Here is a 17374-nt window from a genome sequence, read left to right on the forward strand (position 1 = left end):
GACCGGCTCGGGACGGCATGCGCCGGCGACCCCTCGGGCCGACGCGCCCCGGCGTCCCCACCCGTCGTCGGTCGAGCTGTCCCCCGAAGGCTGAGCCGTCGCCCGGGCCCACGGTCTACCGTCCACGTCGCACCCACCGGTGCGACGACTCCGCACGAACCCACGACGAACGGGAGACATCATGTTCCAGGGATCCGACCAACTCCGCGACAACATGCAGAAGGTCCTCGTCGACCTCATCGAGCTGCACGTCCAGGGCAAGCAGGCGCACTGGAACCTGCTCGGCTCGAACTTCCGCGACCTCCACCTGCAGCTCGACGAGATCGTCGACGCGGCCCGCGAGTTCAGCGACGAGGTGGCCGAGCGCATGCGCGCCGTCTACCTGATCCCCGACGGCCGCACCTCGACCGTCACCCGCGGCACGAGCCTGCCCGAGTTCCCCGCGGGCCCCGTCGAGACCACCGCGGTGGTCGACCTCATCGTCGACCGCATGTACGCCGTCACCGGCACGATGCGCACGGTCCACGACGACGTCGACGACGAGGACCCCACGACGGCCGACGTGCTGCACAGCATCCTCGAGCGCCTCGAGCAGCTCGCCTGGATGACCGGCGCCGAGAACCGCCACCCCGAGAAGGACGCCCGCCAGGACGACACGCGTCAGCGTGACGAGGACGCCGCGGCCGAGGGCCTCGACCGCGTCGGCGCCGTCGCCAACTGACCCGACCACCTCACGAGGGCACCGTCCGGGAGCGCGCCACCCGCGCCTCCCGGGCGGTGCCCTCTCTCGTCGAGAGGACGACCCCATGACCGAATCGTTCGACCACGTCATCGTGGGCGGCGGCATGACCGCCGACGCCGCCGCGAAGGCCATCCACGACACCACCCCGGACGCGTCGGTGCTGATCGTCAGCGCCGACGTCGACGCGCCGTACACGCGCCCGGCGCTGTCGAAGAAGCTCTGGACCGACCCCGACTACACCGAGGCCGACAACGCTCTCGGCACCGTCGCCGACTCGGGTGCCGAGATCCGGCTGCGCACGCTCGTCGAGTCGATCGACCGCGAGGCCCGCACCGTGACCACCGACCGCGGCGACGTGATCGGCTACGGGGCCCTGCTGCTCGCCACTGGAGGCAGCCCCGTCGCCCTCGACCTGCCGGACGACGACCGCGTCGTGTACTTCCGGACCGCCGAGGACTACCGCCGACTCCGCTCGCTCTCGGGCGGCGGCCGGCACGTCGTCGTCGTGGGCGGCAGCTACATCGGCACCGAGCTCGCCGCGGCCCTCGTGCAGAACGACACCCGCGTGACGCTGGTCTTCCCCGACGACGTGCTCGGCGGATCGGTGTTCCCCGCGTCCCTCGCCTCGTCGTTCGAGAAGAGATTCGAGGAGGCGCGGGTCGAGCTGGCGCGCGGACGTCGCGTCGAGAGCGGCACGGCCGACGACGCCGGCGTCCACCTCCGGCTCGACGACGGCTCGACCCTCGACGCCGACGCGGTCGTCGTGGGGCTCGGCATCTCGGTCGACGACCAGCTCGCGGCCGACGCGGGTCTGGCCGTGGACGACGGCATCGTGGTCGACGAGCACCTGCGGACGAGCGACCCGAACGTGTTCGCCGCCGGCGACGTGGCCTCGTACCCGGACGCGATCCTCGGGCGCCGCCGCGTCGAGCACGTCGACAACGCGAAGTCGCAGGGCCCCGTCGTCGGTCGCAACATGACCGGTGCCGACGAGGTCTACGACCACACGCCGTACTACTACTCGAAGGTCTTCGACCTCTCGTACGAGGCCGTCGGCACGCTCGACGCGTCGCTCGAGACGATCGTCGACGACAAGGGCGAGGGCGAGGCCGTGGCGTACTACCTGGGCGACGACGGCGCGGTCGAGGGCGTGCTGCTCTGGAACGTCGAGGAGGCGCGTGACGCGGCCCGGGCGGTCCTCGCGGCGGGTTCCGATCTTGGGCAGAAAAACCTAGTTGGACTCATCTAGGACAACCCCTAAAGGCCCGTATATGCGATAGGTTCCGAGTTGTTATCACTTCTCTTGGCGGACCGCATCCAAGCTTGCGCCGTGCAACTAAGAGTTCGGGAGTCTCGAATGGCCGGTCGCTTCATCGACTTACAAACGCGCCTTGAGGGCCTTCGAGAAGAGCCGCAGCGCAAGCTCAGCTTTTTCTTCGGGTCAGGGTTGAGCAATGCCACGCTGCCCTCAACCGCCCTTCTGGCCGACACGTTTCTCGCACTCTTAAAGCCAGCATTTCAGGAGGAAGTGCGCACCTCGGATAACGGGCGGAAGGGTGCGCCGGGCCTTTATCAAGAGGCTGCCAAACTTGTGGCGCTCCACAAGGGTGACTTGGTGATAGCTCGTGTCATTCGCGAAGCCGTCCTAAGCGCTTATAGAGGCGACACGTCACGCTTGGAAATTACCGGTCGTCCCGGCACGTATGACGAAGCGGCCCTCCATGACCTCACGATGTCCCCAGGACTCTGGAACATACCTTCGGGATACCGATCCTTCGCGAAATTTTTCAAGAGCATTCCTGCCGAATTCCGTGGACGGGTACTGACAACGAACTTTGATCCTTTTATAGAGATGGCTCTTGCTCAGGCGGGCTTAGAAGCCGAGCCCGAAACGCTGGACTTTGACAATCCACCCTCCGTCGAAGCAAGTCGCTTCAGTCGGACTGAAAAAGTCGTCCATCTCCACGGCTACTTCGCCTCGACATTCGGTGTGAATACAATTGGTCAGCTCGAGCGCGTGCGGCCCAACACGGAGAACTATCTGCAGCAGCTTCTACAGGGCCACTCTGTAGTAGTAGCAGGATACGGCGGGTGGAATGACGCCTTCACGAGAATGCTGTGGCGCGATTCCTCCTACAGGACACTTACCGACGCCGAGGTCCTGTGGAGCACTTTCGACGGAAACGCAAATAATGCACTGGACGTTCCGATCATTGCTGAACTCGATGGCCGGCCTGGATTCCATCTTTTCGTAGGTGTTGACGCGGGCGAACTCTTCGTGACGGCGGATACGACGGAGCCACTAACGGCAGAGGTCCTGCTTCCCAGGGGCTATACGAGCGTCGAAGGTGTCCCCCTCATTGCCAGCCTGCCTATATCCTTTGCCGAGGGGGCGCAGCCCACATGGACTGATGCCGCTAATGGAACGTGGCCCCTTTTGTCCCCTGGCAAACAGCTATACGACCTAGTGGCAGAAGGTAGTAAAAAGCTGGTCGCCGCGGTTGGACCCATAGCCGAGGGTAAGAGCACTGCCCTCAAACAGGTTGCCTGGCGTCTCGCGAACGAAACCGAATCCTGCAGGGTCATTTGGCGCGAGGCGGGCGCATCTCCAGCGGCAGACGAAGCCCTGGGAAATATGGATTTCAAGCCTAAGACTTTAATTGTCATCGACGACGTGGAGAGTGCAGTACCGCTGCTTCGAAGGCTCATCCGAGTGTTAGAAGAGACGGACATCGGGCTGCGCGTGATGGTGGCATGTCACGACCGCCACTGGGCTTCGGCCCTGCGTTTCGCACATGGTTTGGCGCATGTAGTCAAATTTGGTGACCTGGAAGAACAAGACGCCGACGCTATAACCCGGACGTGGGATCGCTACAACATTCTTCCCGAATCGTCCTCAAGCCAGGAGGTCTTGGCATCAGCTCTTCTTCAAGCAGCTCACGGCAACCCCCAGGTCGACGGAAGCTCTCTGTTTGGCGCAATTCTAGCCGTGAGGGAAGCGGCAACGCTTAATGAGCGTATTGGTGCCCTTATGCGGAGTCTTGACGCAGTAACTGTCTCTCGCGCAAACACCATAACCCTCACGGATGTCTTCGGATCTATCTGCGTTCAGCAACATTTTCTCGACGCGGCGAATACCAACGCAAAGGGGGCGACCCGCAAGTTCCTGTCGGAGCTCATCAAAGGCGACGAAGCAGTTCTCGACGAAACTGTTCTCTTTCGCTTGGGACGGGAGGCTGCGCTGACATTCTCCGGTGAACGCGTCTACGCGAGGCACCCCGCGATAGCAACAGCTGTGGTCGCGTGGCTCGAGGACAATCAAAGACTAGGTTCCGTCTGCGAAAAGACTGCATTTGCAGGCGCTACCCTCCGGCAAGCGGGCCTGGTTTCCACGGATGATTACGATGCATACATGCTGCCGGGGAGCATGCCCACTTACGGTCTAGCAGTTGCTGCAGGCAGGGGGGCGATGTTGGGAGCTCCCAAGCTGCTTGAGGCTCGAGTAAACTACATATCAACAATTCGCAGGCTAGAACAGTACGAGGATGCACTTCTTTTCGCGAGAGGCACAGCCAGCAATCTGGGGCGCTATCGGGATTGGCGCACAGCGACGAGGGGGTTGCTCACTGAGGCACATCTGCTCTTGGAAGCTGATTACGAGCCTGGACTCGGACTGGGTGCGGCTGCTTTATCGCTCCACGATCCCTTGCTTCCTTATCTAAAACCAATCCAGGCTCAACGCGGCCTTGTAGCAATCTGTCGTCTTGCAGACAAACTTGTCCTCCAAGGCGATAAGAACGCCGGTCCAGTACTCTTCTTCGCACACTCCCTACTTATCGACAGGTTCGGACCCACGACTCTTGCTCTAAGAACTAACCCAACAACACCGAAAAATATTAATGGAAGCCTCAGCGGTGCTGCCTTGTCGACAGCACTAGCTCAGGCTGCCAGTCCATACGCGCGAAAGCTCCTCAAGGATTGGGACCTACCTTTTGGGCCGACGGTACGCGGCGAATGGCAACTTCCATTCAACAACTACATCGAATACACAAAATTGGGGGCGATCTAAAGCGGCTAATTTTATATTGCTTAACGCCTTGATCACGTCTACTTGAAGCCGAAGAGGAACGGCGGGCGCGCGGCCCGGTCGAGCTCGAGCGCGAAGATGCCGCCGCTCAGCGGGAACTCCTCGAGCTGTTCGTCGCTCAGCCCCTCGCGGGCCGACAGCACGAACAGCGTGCGCAGGTCGTCCCCGCCGAAGCCGATGCCGGTCAGGTTCGGCACCGGGAAGGTGATCTCGTCCACGAGACCGCCGTCGGCGTCGAGGTGCACCACCTTGCCCTCGCCGTAGATGGCCCCCCAGAACTCGCCGCGCTCGTCGCGGGCCAGGCCGTCGTGGGCGCCCTGCGACGAGAACGGGACGAGCTCGCCCAGGGTGCCTTCGGCATCCCACGAGGCCCGGTAGATCGTGTCGTCACCGGTGTCGGTGAGGTAGATCTCGCTGCCGTCGTCGTTCCACTCGAAGCCGTTGGTCGTGGCGAAGTCGTCGCGCAGCTGGGTGAGGGTGCCGTCGGGGGCGACGCGGTAGAGACCGGCCACGGGGCTGCCCTCGGGGTCGGTGGCGCCGACGACGAAGGCGCCGAACGGGTCGCACTTGCCCTCGTTCAGCCGGAGGCGCTCGTCGGCGTGGTCGACCGTCGCGATCGTCCGCTGCTCGGTCCCGTCGTCGCGCATGACGATCACCGTGTCGTCGAGTGCGGCGATCAGGCCGCCGCCGCGCCGACGCTGGAAGCTCGGCAGGGGTGGGTCGACGACGACCGTCGTGTCGCGTGTGCCGTCCGCCGAGGTGCGGTGCAGGAGGCCGTTCGTGATGTCGGTCCAGACCAGCTCGTGGGCGTCCACGTCCCAGACGGGACTCTCGCCGAGGGTGGCCCTCGCGTCGAAGAACAAGCGGGGCTCGGACGTGGTTCCGGTCGGAAGAGGCATCCGACCGGTCTACCCGCCCGACATGTCCACCGGCTCCTTTTCTCGCCCCCAGGGGTACGGAGGCCGTTGTTGGCACACAGAACACTGCGAGGGACGGGCACGAGGAGGCGCGCTGGGCCACCGTAGGAGGCGTGACGGACACCCTCGAGACCACCGACGACATCCAGGCCGACCACTTCGGCGCGACGACGGCCGCCGCCGGCGAATGGCACCGCCCCGACCCCCGGGACGACGGCTACGTGCCGCTGCGCTCCTACGGGGCGATCGGCGACGGTCGGACCGTCGCCCTCATCGCCCGCGACGGCCAGATCGACTGGCTGCCGATGCCCGACATGGACAGCGACCCGGTGTTCTCCGGCATCGTCGACGCCGGCAAGGGCGGACGCATCGAGCTGCGTCCCGTCGACGACGACTTCGAGGTGCAGCGCGAGTACGTCGAGAACACGAACGTCCTCGTGACCCGCTTCCGCACCTCCACGGGCGTCGTCGAGATCACGGACGCGCTCGTCACGGGCATCGCCGGTCGGCTGCCGTGGGCGGAGCTCGCCCGCCGCATCGAGGGCGTGACGGGGTCGGTCGCCATGCGCTGGGCGGTGATCCCGGGCAACACGTTCGGCACGCACCCGATCCGCCGGGTCGACACGTTGCACGGGCCGGTCCTGCGCGCCGCCGACATCAACCTGGCGCTCGTCGGCTTCGAGCACGGCCGCCTCGACTCGGTCGAACCCGGCGACGGCGAGGCCCACGGCGGACCGCACCGGTTCTGGGGCGAGTTCACCACCCACGAGGGGTCGCGCTCGTTGATCTGTCTCTGCGGCGTCGAGGACGAACCCCTGCACCTGCCCGACCCGCACGTGGTCGACCAGGGCATCGACCGCACGGTCCGCAACTGGCAGACCTGGTCGGACGAGTTCAACTGGGACGGCCCGTGGTCCGACGCCGTGCAGCGCAGCGCCCTCGCGCTCAAGCTGCTGATCTTCAGCCCCACCGGCGCGATCGCGGCAGCCGCCACGGCGGCCCTGCCCGAGAACTTCACCGGGGACAAGAACTGGGACTACCGCTTCGCCTGGGTACGCGACCTGGCCTACACGGTGAACGCGCTCGTCCGCTTCGGCCTGCGAGAAGAGACCCAGGCAGCCGTCTCGTGGTTGCTCTCGGCGCTCAAGGCCAACGGCCGCACGATGCACATCTTCCTCAACCTCGACGGCTCGGTGCCGGACGGCACCCACGAGACGGGGTCCGAGGGCTGGCGCGGCATCGGCCCGGTCTACAAGGGCAATCCGGCGGGCGAGCAGCTGCAGCTCGGCACCTACGCCGACATCCTGGCGATCATGAGCCAGTACGCGGCCGACGGCAACATCCTCGACGAGTCCACCGGCGACCTGCTCGCCGGTTTCGCCGACGACGCCTGCCGCCGCTGGCAGGAGAAGGACTCGGGCATGTGGGAGCTGCCGGACGAGCAGCACTACGTGAGCAGCAAGATGGGTTGCTGGCAGGCCATCGACGCCGCCCTGCACCTCACCGAGGTCGGGCAGATGCACCCCGACCCCGAGGACGTCGTCTTCTGGAAGAAGAACCGCGACCTGATCAAGGAGTGGATCGCCGAGCACGGCTGGAACGAAGAGGTCGGCTCGTACGTCATGTACCCCGGCAGCGCGAGGCTCGACGCCTCGGTGCTGCTGCACGCCCCCAGCGGCTTCGACCGCGGCGAGCGCATGTCGCGGACGATCGACGCCATCCGGCGCGAGCTGGGTGCGGGCCCCCTGGTCTTCCGCTACAGCGACGTCGCCGAGGAGGAAGGCACGTTCGTGGCCTGCGCCTTCTGGCTCGCCAGCGCCCTGGCCTGCGTGGGCCGTCAGGACGAAGCGGTCGAGCTGATGGACCAGCTCGTGCAGCAGCCGAACGACGTGGGCCTGCTGACCGAGATGATCAGCGCCGACGACGGGCAGTTCCTCGGCAACGTGCCGCAGGGCCTCAGCCACCTCGCCCTCGTCAACGCGGCGATCACCATCGACGAGATGAGCCGTGAGGGCACCACCGACGACATGGAGGGCCAGTGACGAACGACCACTCGACGCCGATGCCACCGGCGACCCCCGACGACCTCGCTCTCGTCGACGCGTGGTGGCGGGCCGCCAACTACCTGACCGTCGGGCAGATCTACCTGATGGACAACGCGCTGCTCACGCGGCCGATCGCGCGCGACGACATCAAACCGCGCCTCCTCGGCCACTGGGGCACGTCGCCCGCGCTGAGCTTCGTCTACGCGCACCTCAACCGCGTGATCCGGCGCGACGACCGCGACCTCTTGTACGTCTGCGGCCCGGGGCACGGCGGGCCGGCCATGGTCGCCAACACGTACCTCGAGGGCACCTACAGCGAGCTGTTCCCCGAGGTGACGCAAGACGCGGCGGGACTGCAGAAGCTCTTCACGCAGTTCTCGTTCCCGGGCGGCATCCCGTCGCACGCGGCACCCGAGACCCCGGGGTCGATCAACGAGGGCGGTGAACTCGGGTACTCGTTGAGCCACGCCTACGGTGCGGTGCTCGACGACCCCGACCTGGTGGCCGTCTGCGTCATCGGCGACGGCGAGGCCGAGACCGGGCCATTGGCGACGAGCTGGCACGCGAACAAGCTGCTCGACGCCCGACACGACGGGGCCGTGCTGCCGATCCTCAACCTCAACGGCTACAAGATCGCCAACCCGACGGTGCTCTCGCGCATCCCCGAGGGCGAACTGCTCGAGCTGATGCGGGGCTACGGATACGAGCCGCTCGTCGTCGCGGGCGGTTTCGACGGCGAGGACCCGATGCGGGTGCACGAGCGCATGGCCGCCGCCCTCGACCACGCCTTCCTCCGCATCGACGAGCTGCAGCGGGAGGCCCGCGACGGCGACGGCACCGCACGCCCGCGGTGGCCCATGATCGTGTTGCGGACCCCCAAGGGGTGGACGGGCCCGAAGGTCGTCGACGGCGAGCGCGTCGAGGGCACCTGGCGTGCACACCAGGTGCCGCTCAGCGGGGTCCGCGAGGACGACGGTCACCGGGCGCAGCTCGACGACTGGATGCGGTCGTACGGCGCCGACGAGCTCTTCGACGAGACGGGTCGGCCGGTGGCCCGGCTCGACGGGCTCCGCCCCCGGGGCGCGAAGCGCATGAGCGCGATCCCGGCCTCCAACGGTGGTCTCGTGCGTCGTGACCTGCAACTCACCGACTACCGTGCGCACGCGGTCGAGACCTCCGACGATCGCCGCACCCAGGCCGAGGCCACGCGCGTCCTCGGCCGGTGGCTCGCCGAGATCGTGCGCGACAACCAGTCGACCTTCCGTCTCTTCGGGCCCGACGAGACGGTGTCCAACCGACTCGACCCGGTGTTCGACGTGACCGAGCGGGTGTGGGCGGCCGACATCTGGCCCGACGACGAGCACGTGGCCCGCAGCGGCCGCGTGATGGAGGTGCTGAGCGAGCACCTGTTGCAGGGACTCATGGAGGGCTACCTGCTGACCGGGCGCCACGGTCTGCTCAACACCTACGAGGCCTTCGTGCACATCGTGGACTCGATGTTCAACCAGCACGCGAAGTGGCTTGAGAGCGCCGACGAGATCGACTGGCGCGCGCCGATCTCGTCGTTCACCTACCTGTTGTCGTCGCACGTCTGGCGGCAGGACCACAACGGCTTCTCGCACCAGGACCCCGGGTTCCTCGACGTCGTCGTCAACAAGCAGGCGCACCTCGTGCGCATCTACCTGGCCCCCGACGCCAACACGCTGCTCGCCGTCGCCGACCACGCGTTCCGCACGACCGACACGGTCAACGTGATCGTCGCCGGCAAACAAGAATCCCCCGCCTGGCTGTCGCTGCCCGAGGCCGAGGAGCACGTCCGACGCGGCGTCGGCATCTGGGAGTGGGCGGGCACCGAGGGGACGCCCGTCGACGGGGTCGACCCCGACGTGGTGCTGGCCTGCGCGGGCGACGTGCCGACCCTCGAGACCGTGGCGGCCGCCGACCTGCTGCGTCAGGTGCTGCCGTCCCTGACCACGCGCGTCGTCAACGTGGTCGACCTGATGCGGCTGCAGGACGCGAGGGAGCACTCGCACGGCCTCACGGACGACGACTTCGACGCACTCTTCACGACCTCGAAGCCGATCGTCTTCGACTTCCACGGCTACCCGTCGCTCGTCCACCGGCTCACCTACCGCCGCACGAACCACGCGAACCTGCACGTGCACGGCTTCCAGGAGAAGGGCACCACCACGACGCCGTTCGACATGGCCATGCTCAACGACATCGACCGCTATCGGTTGGTGCTCGACGTGCTGCACCGCGTACCGGGCCTGGCCGACGAGCACCCCGAGCTGGTGGCGGACGTCGAGTCGCGGCGCGAGGCGGCCCGGGCGTACGCCTACGAGCACGGCGAGGACCACCCCGACGTCACCGGCTGGCAGTTCGGCGCCTAGGGGTGCGACAAGCCGCCGCGCCGGGCGTACGGTCGGGCGCATGACGCCGAAGGACGAGACTCCCCCGCAGCTGAAGAACCCCGACATGTACGAGGCACTCCGCGACGAGGGGGCGTCGAAGGAGAAGGCCGCGCGCATCTCGAACGCCGCCGCCCAGAAGGGCAACAGCGAGAAGAAGGTGGCCGCCAAAGGCGGGAAGTCCGGTTCGTACGACGACTGGACGGTGGAGGAACTCAAGGCACGCGCGAAGGAACTCGGCGTGACCGGCTACTCCGACCTGAAGAAGGCCGACCTGATCGAGGCGCTCCGCGAACACTGACCGTCGCGGTCAGCCGGCCTTCTTCTTCGGGGCCGCCTTCTTGTCGGAGGCGGACGAGGCGGGCTTCTTCCTCGCCGCAGAACCCGACCCTCCGGACGTCGACCGCGAGGACTCCTTCTTCGAGGGCTCCTTCTTCGCAGGCGACTTCTTCGCGGCGGGTTTCGTCGACGACGACGCCGCGGCCTTCTTGGTCGGCTTGGGATGTCCGCCCGACCGGTTCTTCTCGACCGACCGACGCAGCGCCTCCATCAGGTCGATGACCTCGCCGCCCTCGTCGTCGTCCTCGGGCTTCTCGCCGAAGGTGGCGTCCGTGTCGAGCGACTCGCCTTCCTCCAGCTTCGCGTCGATCAGCTGTCGCAACTGCTCCTGGTAGTCGTCGCTGAAGTCCGCGGGCTCGAAGTCGTCGCTCAACGAGTCGACGAGCGACGACGACATGTCGAGTTCCTTGTCGCTGACGCGCGTCTGCTTCTCGAGCGCCGGGAACCGTGCCTCGCGCACCTCGTCGTCCCAGAGCAGGGTCTGAAGCATCAGCACGTCGCCGCGGACGCGCAGGGCCGCGAGCCGGGTCTTCTGCCGCAGCGAGAAGTGGACGATGGCCGTGCGGTCGGTCTCCTCGAGGGTCCGGCGCAGCAGCACGTAGGCCTTGGGCGAGGTGCCGTCCGGCTCGAGGAAGTAACTGCGGTCGAGCATGATCGGGTCGACCTGGTCGCTCGGGACGAACTCGAGCACGTCGATCTCGCGCGAGCGCTCCTCGGGCAACGACTTCAGGTCGTCACCCGTGATCACCACGGTGCGGTCGCCGTCGTCGTAGGCCTTGTCGATGTGCTCGTAGTCGACGACCTTGCCGCAGATCTCGCACTTCCGCTGGTACCGGATGCGGCCACCGTCGGCGTCGTGCACCTGGTGCAGGGACACGTCGTGGTCCTCGGTGGCGCTGTACAACTTGACGGGGACGTTGACGAGCCCGAACGTGATCGCGCCCTTCCAGATCGATCGCATGACGCTCATCTTTCTCCGCGTGCGCTCCGAATGACCGCCGGTGGGGTACAGACCCCCGAGCGGCGGAGGCGCGGCGAGGGCACCGTGGGCGTCATGAGCCAATACGACAAGAAGAACCCGGTCGACCTCTACCCCGCGCCGCCGTTCCCGAAGCAGGAGCAGTCGCTGCCGGGCGAGGCCTGGAAGATGGACCCCAAGCCCGACCACGGCGAGACCAGCTACGTCGGCAAGGAGCGCCTCACCGGCTTCCGCGGCGTCGTCACCGGCGCGGACTCGGGCATCGGTCGCGCCGCCGCGATCGCGCTCAGCCGTGAGGGCGCCGACCTCGTGCTCAGCTACCTTCCCAGCGAGCAGAAGGACGCCGAGGAGGTGCGCGACCTGCTCGAGGGCGAGGGGCGCAAGGCCGTCCTCGTCCCCGGCGACATCTCGGACGAGCAGTACTGCAAGGACCTCGTGCAGAAGGCCGTCGACGAGTTCGGCGGGCTCGACACCCTCGTCATGGTGGCCGGTCGGATGAAGAGCAACGACGACATCCTCACGCTCACCACCGAGGACATCGACTCGACCATCAAGACCAACGTCTACTCGCTGTTCTGGCTGACCCAGGCCGCCATCCCGCACCTCGAGCCCGGTTCGTCGATCGTGACGACCGGCTCGGTGCAGGGCACGCAGCCGAGCCCGGACAAGATCGACTACGCGCTCACCAAGGGTGCGATCGGCGTCTTCACCTCGGGCCTCGCGCAGCAGCTCGCACCCAAGGGCATCCGCGTCAACCAGGTCTCCCCCGGCCCGGTCTGGACGCCCCTGCAGCCCGGCTCCGACGACGCCGAGACGGTGTCGGAGTTCGGCGGCCAGGCGCCGTTCGGTCGCCCCGGCCAGCCCGCCGAGCTCGCCGCCGCGTACGTGCACCTGGTGAGCCCGGAGTCGAGCTACACCTCGGGCGCGACCATCACGATCGCCGGAGCGATGCCCGCGGTCTGATCCGCGCCTCCTCGGCTCCGTCGTCCCGACGACACGGACCCACAGCCGGGTAGAACGAGGAACACACGAGACAGGGAGGCGCGCGATGGCGGGCAAGGGACGCGGCGAGACGGTCGAGGTCGGCGGGCACCGGTTGCAGTTGACGAACCTCGACAAGGTGCTCTACCCGGATGCCGGCACGACCAAGGCCGACGTCCTGGGCTACTACGCCGCCGTCGCGGAGTGGATGCTGCCGCACGTCGAGGGTCGGCCGGCCACCCGCAAGCGCTGGGTGAACGGCGTCGACGGCGAGGTGTTCTTCGAGAAGAACCTGCCCGACTCCGCGCCCGACTGGGTCGCCCGGCACACCCTCGAGCACAAGGACCACGCCAACGTCTACCCGATGGTGAACGACGTCGCGACGCTCACCTGGCTGACGCAGGTCGCCGCGCTCGAGGTGCACGTGCCGCAGTGGCGGTTCGGCCCGAAGGGGGCGCAGCGCAACCCCGACCGGCTGGTGCTCGACCTCGACCCGGGTGAAGGCGTCGGCCTCGCCGAGTGCGTCGCCGTGGCGCAGCTGCTCAAGCCGATCGTCGAGGGCATGGGCCTCGAGCTGATGCCCGTGACGAGCGGCAGCAAGGGCGTGCACCTGTACGCCCGGCTCGACGGGAGGCAGACCAGTGCCCAGGTCGGCGAGGTCGCCCACGAACTGGCCCGTGCGATGGAGGCCGACCACCCCGACCTCGTGCTCAGCACCATGGGCAAGGCCGACCGCCGGGGCAAGGTGCTGCTCGACTGGTCGCAGAACAACGGCAACAAGACGACGGTCGCCCCGTACTCGCTGCGGGGTCGGTCCCGGCCGACCGTGGCGATGCCTCGCACCTGGCGCGAACTCGCGTCGAAGACCCTGGCGCAGCTCGAGTACACCGACGTGCTCTCGCGCCTGAAGCGGCGCGGCGACCCCCTGGCCGACGTCTCGGCGCACGTGCCGGTGCCCTCGGGCGAGCTGGGCGAGGACTTCCGCAACACCGAGGCCCCCGACCACGACCCCTCCGAGAAGGTGCGCGACCGCCTCGAGGTCTACCGCTCGAAGCGCGACGCGTCGAAGACCGCCGAGCCCGTGCCCGACGAGGCCCCTGCCTCGACCGACGGCACGAGCTTCGTCATCCAGGAGCACCACGCCAGCTCGCTGCACTGGGACTTCCGCCTCGAGCACGACGGCGTGCTGGTCAGCTGGGCGTTGCCGAAGGGCGAGCCCGACGACCCGGGCACGAACCACCTGGCCGTCCAGACCGAGGACCACCCGCTCGAGTACGGCACCTTCGAGGGCACGATCGCCAAGGGCGAGTACGGCGCCGGCGAGGTGACCATCTGGGACTCCGGCGAGTACGAGCTCGAGAAGTGGCGGGAGGGCAAGGAGGTGATCGTCGTGCTGCACGGCGAGCAGCGCGGCACCCGACGCGTCGCGCTGATCCACACCGGCCACGGCGGTGGGCGGGCGGAATCGAACTGGCTCATCCACCGCATGAAGGACGACGCGGGCGACGTCGGCTCGCACGACGGCGCTTCCGTCGGCAATTCAGGAGGACGACCGCATCGAGCCCGGAAGACGACCGAAGACGCGCGATCCCCTGAGTTGCCGCCGTCCGCGCGGGCGAATCGGCGAGGCGACGCCGGCAAGTCCTCACGCGCGGCGCACGCGACCGGCGGCTCCCCCGGAGGGTCGGGCCGCGCCTCCTCGGCTCGCGACGGGAAGCAGGAGTTCCCGGCACCCGACCCGGTCGCGCCGATGCTGGCGACGACGGGCGACGCGCACGACGTGTCCGAGGGCGGGTGGGCGTTCGAGATGAAGTGGGACGGCATCCGCGCCGTGGCGGTCGTCCACGACGGCGCGGTCACGCTGACCAGCCGCAACGGCAACGACCTCACCCCGGCCTACCCCGAGCTGCAGGTGCTGGCGGAGCGGGTCGACAGCGAAGGAGGCGCGGTGCTCGACGGCGAGATCGTGGCCGTCGACGAGAAGGGTCGCCCCGACTTCGGCCTGCTCCAGACGCGCATGGGGTTGACGCGGTCGCGCGACGTGGCGCGAGCCGCCGCGGGCGCGCCGGTGAAGCTGCTGCTGTTCGACGTCATGCGGGCCGAAGGGCGCTCGCTCGTGAAGGACGAGTACGACGACCGGCGTGAGGTGCTCGAGCGGATCGTCGAGAGCGGCGGGGCCGTCGACGTGCCCCCGGCGTTCGACGGGGACCTGGAGGCGGCGGTCGCCACCTCGAAGCGCCTGCGCCTCGAGGGCGTGGTCGCCAAGCGGCGCGACGCGACGTACAGCGCCGGTCGACGGTCCCGCGCCTGGATCAAGATGAAGCACCACCAGACGCAGGAGGTCGTGATCGCGGGCTGGCGCGCCGGTGCCGGCCGGAGGGCCGACGGCGTCGGCTCGCTCCTGATGGGCGTGCCGGGCGAGGACGGGCTGCATTACGTCGGCCGGGTCGGCACGGGGTTCACCGACCGCGAGCTCGACGAGCTGTTGCCGGCGTTGCGCGCCGCCGAGCGGAAGACCAGCCCCTTGGTGGGCGTGCCCGCCGTGGACGCCCGCGGCGCCCACTGGGTCACCCCGTCGCGGGTGGGCGAGGTGTCGATCGCCGAGTGGACCTCGACCGGGCGGCTGCGGCAGCCGAGCTGGCGCGGGTGGCGGCCCGACAAGTCGCCGGACGACGTCGTCCGCGAGGGGTGAGGCCGGGCCGTCGGACGACGGGGCATCGATCGGCGCCCGGCGGGTGTTGAGTGCAGCATGAGCACACCTCCCCCCGCCCCGAGCGACGCCGCGACCCTGCGCGGCAGGCGGGTCGTCCTCGTGGTCGCCGTGCTGGCCTCGTTCGTGGCGTTCCTCGACGGCTCGATCGTCACCGTGGCGCTGCCCGCGATCGCCCGCGAACTCGGCACCGGCACGGGAGGCGGCGCGACGGCCGACGACGGCGCGGGCCTCGCCCTGCAGCAATGGGTCGTCGACGCCTACCTGCTGACGCTCGGATCGCTCATGCTCGTCGCCGGCTCGCTCAGCGACACGTTCGGCCGGGTGCGGGTGCTGCGCGCGGGCCTGATCGGCTTCGCCGTGACGAGCGTGCTCGCCGCCCTCGCCCCCGACCCGGGCCTGCTGATCGCCGCCCGGGCCCTGCAGGGCGTGACCGCGGCCCTCCTCGTGCCGAGCAGCCTCGCCCTCATCACCTCGACCTTCAGCGGCCCGGCACAGGGCAAGGCCATCGGCAGCTGGACGGCCTGGACCGGCGTCGCGTTCCTGATCGGTCCGCTGACCGGGGGCGCGCTCGTCGACACGCTCGGCTGGCGCTGGGTCTTCGCCGTCGTCGTCGTGCCCGTCGTCCTCACCCTCGTGCTGATGACCCGGTTGCCCGGCGACGCCCACCGGGGGCGCGACGGTGCTCCCCCGCGGGTCGACGTCGTGGGCGCCGTGCTGGCCGCGGTGGGCCTCGCCGGACCGGTCTTCGCGCTCATCGAGGGGCAGCGCGTCGGGTTCGGCACCTGGTTCGTCGTCACGCCGCTCGTGGTCGGCCTCGCCGCGCTCGCCGCCTTCGTCTGGTGGGAGCGCCGCTCACCCGCTCCGATGATGCCGCTGACGCTGTTCCGGACCCGTACCTTCACCGTCGGCAACCTGGCCACCGTCGGCATCTACGCGGCCCTCAGCCTCGGCACCCTGACCATCCCCCTGGTGGTGCAAGAACTGGCGGGTCTGACGGCGACCCTGGCCGGGCTCGTCACCCTGCCGACGACGATCGTGTCGCTGCTGTTCTCGACCCTGTTCGGCACGCTCGCCGCCACCCACGGCCCGCGCCCGTTCATGACGGCCGGGCCGCTGATCACGGCGAGCGGGTTCCTCTGGATGCTGATGGTCGCCGATCCGATCGACGTCTGGTGGCAGGTCGTGCCCGGCGTGGTCCTCTTCGGCTTCGGCCTGTCGGTGACCGTGGCTCCGCTCACCTCGACGGTGCTGTCGCAGATCCCGGCCGGCCAGTCGGGCATCGCCTCCGCCGTCAACAACGCCATCTCGCGCGTGGCCGGGCTCGTCGCGGTCGCGTTCCTCGGGGTCATCGCCGGAGGCGCGCTCACGGTGGGCGGGTTCCATCGCGTCGTGATCGTGGTCGCCGTGCTGCTCGGGGTGAGCGCGCTGGTGTCGTTCGTCGGTCTGCGCGACCGCACCCGCGCCTCCTGAGGGCGCCGGCGCGAGGCGACCAGCCGCACGCGACCAGCAGGAGGCGCGGCGTCAGGGCCCGAAGCGGCGCCAGGACGCGTCCTGCTGGGCCAGGCGGCGCAGGGCGAGCAGGAGCGGCTCGACCAACACGGTGCCGAGCACGACGTACTGCACCGCGGCGTCCACCGAATCGACCGGGATGCCCGCGATCTCGGCCTCGGCGACCTCGGCCATCGACCGCGCGTAGCCGTCGAGCGTCGCGTCGGGCAGCTCGAACCCTGCGGCCTCGAGTCCGTCGACCGCGACCTCGAGGGCGGCGAGCACGTCGGCCGACCCCGGATCGATCGTCCACCCCCACCCGGCCACGAGCGCTTCGGCCCGCGACAGGTCGACGCCCTCGGGGGCCGTCGTCGTGACGGCCGACTGGGCGACGCCGAGCACCTCGGCGACCGTCTCGTGCTCACCGTCGAGCTGCCCGAGGACGGCGCGCGCGCCGGCGACGCTGAGCCCGCCCGCGCCGAGCAACGCCCGGACGAGCCGCAGGCGGCGCACGTGGTCGTCCCCGTACCGGGCCTGGGTGGCGCTGGTGCGCTCGCCCTCGGGCAGCAGCCCCTCGCGCAGGTAGTACTTGATCGTGGCGACCGGCACCCCGGTCGTCTCGGCGAGCTGGGAGATGCGCACGGACTGCCCCTTGACATTGGATAGCGCGAC

At 68.6% G+C, this 17374-nt stretch carries 12 protein-coding genes; 9 read left to right on the forward strand and 3 right to left on the reverse strand.

Features of this window, described 5'->3' with window-relative positions; all coding sequences use genetic code 11:
* Nucleotides 1–181: 181 nt before the first annotated feature.
* The 3 genes from ASL10_RS12065 to ASL10_RS15660 all read left to right on the forward strand — a co-directional run bounded on the left by ASL10_RS12065 (nucleotide 182) and on the right by ASL10_RS15660 (nucleotide 4811).
* Nucleotides 182–721 carry a Dps family protein gene (locus ASL10_RS12065; protein ID WP_082460542.1) on the forward strand — a complete coding sequence of 180 codons (540 nt, stop codon included), beginning with the start codon at nucleotides 182–184 and terminating at the stop codon, nucleotides 719–721.
* A gap of 85 nt (nucleotides 722–806) precedes the next feature.
* Entirely contained in the window at nucleotides 807–1991 is a 1185-nt protein-coding gene (locus ASL10_RS12070) for an NAD(P)/FAD-dependent oxidoreductase (RefSeq protein WP_056048236.1), read from the forward strand.
* A 108-nt stretch (nucleotides 1992–2099) separates the two neighbouring features.
* Nucleotides 2100–4811, forward strand: coding sequence for an SIR2 family protein (locus ASL10_RS15660; protein WP_082460543.1), 2712 nt, complete (start codon nucleotides 2100–2102; stop codon nucleotides 4809–4811).
* 38 nt (nucleotides 4812–4849) lie between these two features.
* On the opposite strand, the gene ASL10_RS12075 is transcribed toward ASL10_RS15660, so the two are convergent.
* Nucleotides 4850–5728 (reverse strand): SMP-30/gluconolactonase/LRE family protein, encoded by an 879-nt coding sequence (locus ASL10_RS12075; protein WP_082460544.1) that lies wholly within the window; start codon nucleotides 5726–5728, stop codon nucleotides 4850–4852.
* A gap of 239 nt (nucleotides 5729–5967) precedes the next feature.
* Between ASL10_RS12075 and ASL10_RS12080 the strand changes: the two genes are divergently transcribed.
* Genes ASL10_RS12080 through ASL10_RS12090 form a run of 3 tightly spaced genes read left to right on the forward strand, consistent with a single transcriptional unit; the run spans nucleotide 5968 to nucleotide 10503 of the window.
* The gene (locus tag ASL10_RS12080) at nucleotides 5968–7788 is read left to right on the forward strand and encodes a glycoside hydrolase family 15 protein (RefSeq protein ID WP_056049082.1); all 1821 of its coding nucleotides are present in this window, start codon (nucleotides 5968–5970) and stop codon (nucleotides 7786–7788) included.
* A gap of 20 nt (nucleotides 7789–7808) precedes the next feature.
* On the forward strand, nucleotides 7809–10184 hold the full coding sequence (locus ASL10_RS12085; protein WP_056049085.1) for a phosphoketolase: 2376 nt from the start codon (nucleotides 7809–7811) through the stop codon (nucleotides 10182–10184).
* 40 nt (nucleotides 10185–10224) lie between these two features.
* Nucleotides 10225–10503 (forward strand): Rho termination factor N-terminal domain-containing protein, encoded by a 279-nt coding sequence (locus ASL10_RS12090; RefSeq protein ID WP_056048240.1) that lies wholly within the window; start codon nucleotides 10225–10227, stop codon nucleotides 10501–10503.
* A gap of 9 nt (nucleotides 10504–10512) precedes the next feature.
* On the opposite strand, the gene ASL10_RS12095 is transcribed toward ASL10_RS12090, so the two are convergent.
* Nucleotides 10513–11502 (reverse strand): Ku protein, encoded by a 990-nt coding sequence (locus tag ASL10_RS12095; RefSeq protein ID WP_056049088.1) that lies wholly within the window; start codon nucleotides 11500–11502, stop codon nucleotides 10513–10515.
* Nucleotides 11503–11595: 93 nt separating this feature from the next.
* On the opposite strand from ASL10_RS12095, the gene ASL10_RS12100 reads away from it, so the two are divergent.
* The 3 genes from ASL10_RS12100 (at nucleotide 11596) to ASL10_RS12110 (ending at nucleotide 16684) form a co-directional block, all read left to right on the forward strand.
* Nucleotides 11596–12483 carry an SDR family oxidoreductase gene (locus ASL10_RS12100; RefSeq protein ID WP_056049091.1) on the forward strand — a complete coding sequence of 296 codons (888 nt, stop codon included), beginning with the start codon at nucleotides 11596–11598 and terminating at the stop codon, nucleotides 12481–12483.
* Nucleotides 12484–12568: 85 nt separating this feature from the next.
* On the forward strand, nucleotides 12569–15193 hold the full coding sequence (locus tag ASL10_RS12105; RefSeq protein WP_056048243.1) for an ATP-dependent DNA ligase: 2625 nt from the start codon (nucleotides 12569–12571) through the stop codon (nucleotides 15191–15193).
* A gap of 57 nt (nucleotides 15194–15250) precedes the next feature.
* On the forward strand, nucleotides 15251–16684 hold the full coding sequence (locus ASL10_RS12110; protein ID WP_056048246.1) for an MFS transporter: 1434 nt from the start codon (nucleotides 15251–15253) through the stop codon (nucleotides 16682–16684).
* A 51-nt stretch (nucleotides 16685–16735) separates the two neighbouring features.
* On the opposite strand, the gene ASL10_RS12115 is transcribed toward ASL10_RS12110, so the two are convergent.
* Entirely contained in the window at nucleotides 16736–17344 is a 609-nt protein-coding gene (locus tag ASL10_RS12115; RefSeq protein WP_056048249.1) for a MerR family transcriptional regulator, read from the reverse strand.
* Nucleotides 17345–17374 lie beyond the last annotated feature (30 nt).

Source organism: Frigoribacterium sp. Leaf8 (genome assembly GCF_001421165.1).
In the GTDB taxonomy this organism is placed as follows: Bacteria; Actinomycetota; Actinomycetes; order Actinomycetales; family Microbacteriaceae; genus Frigoribacterium.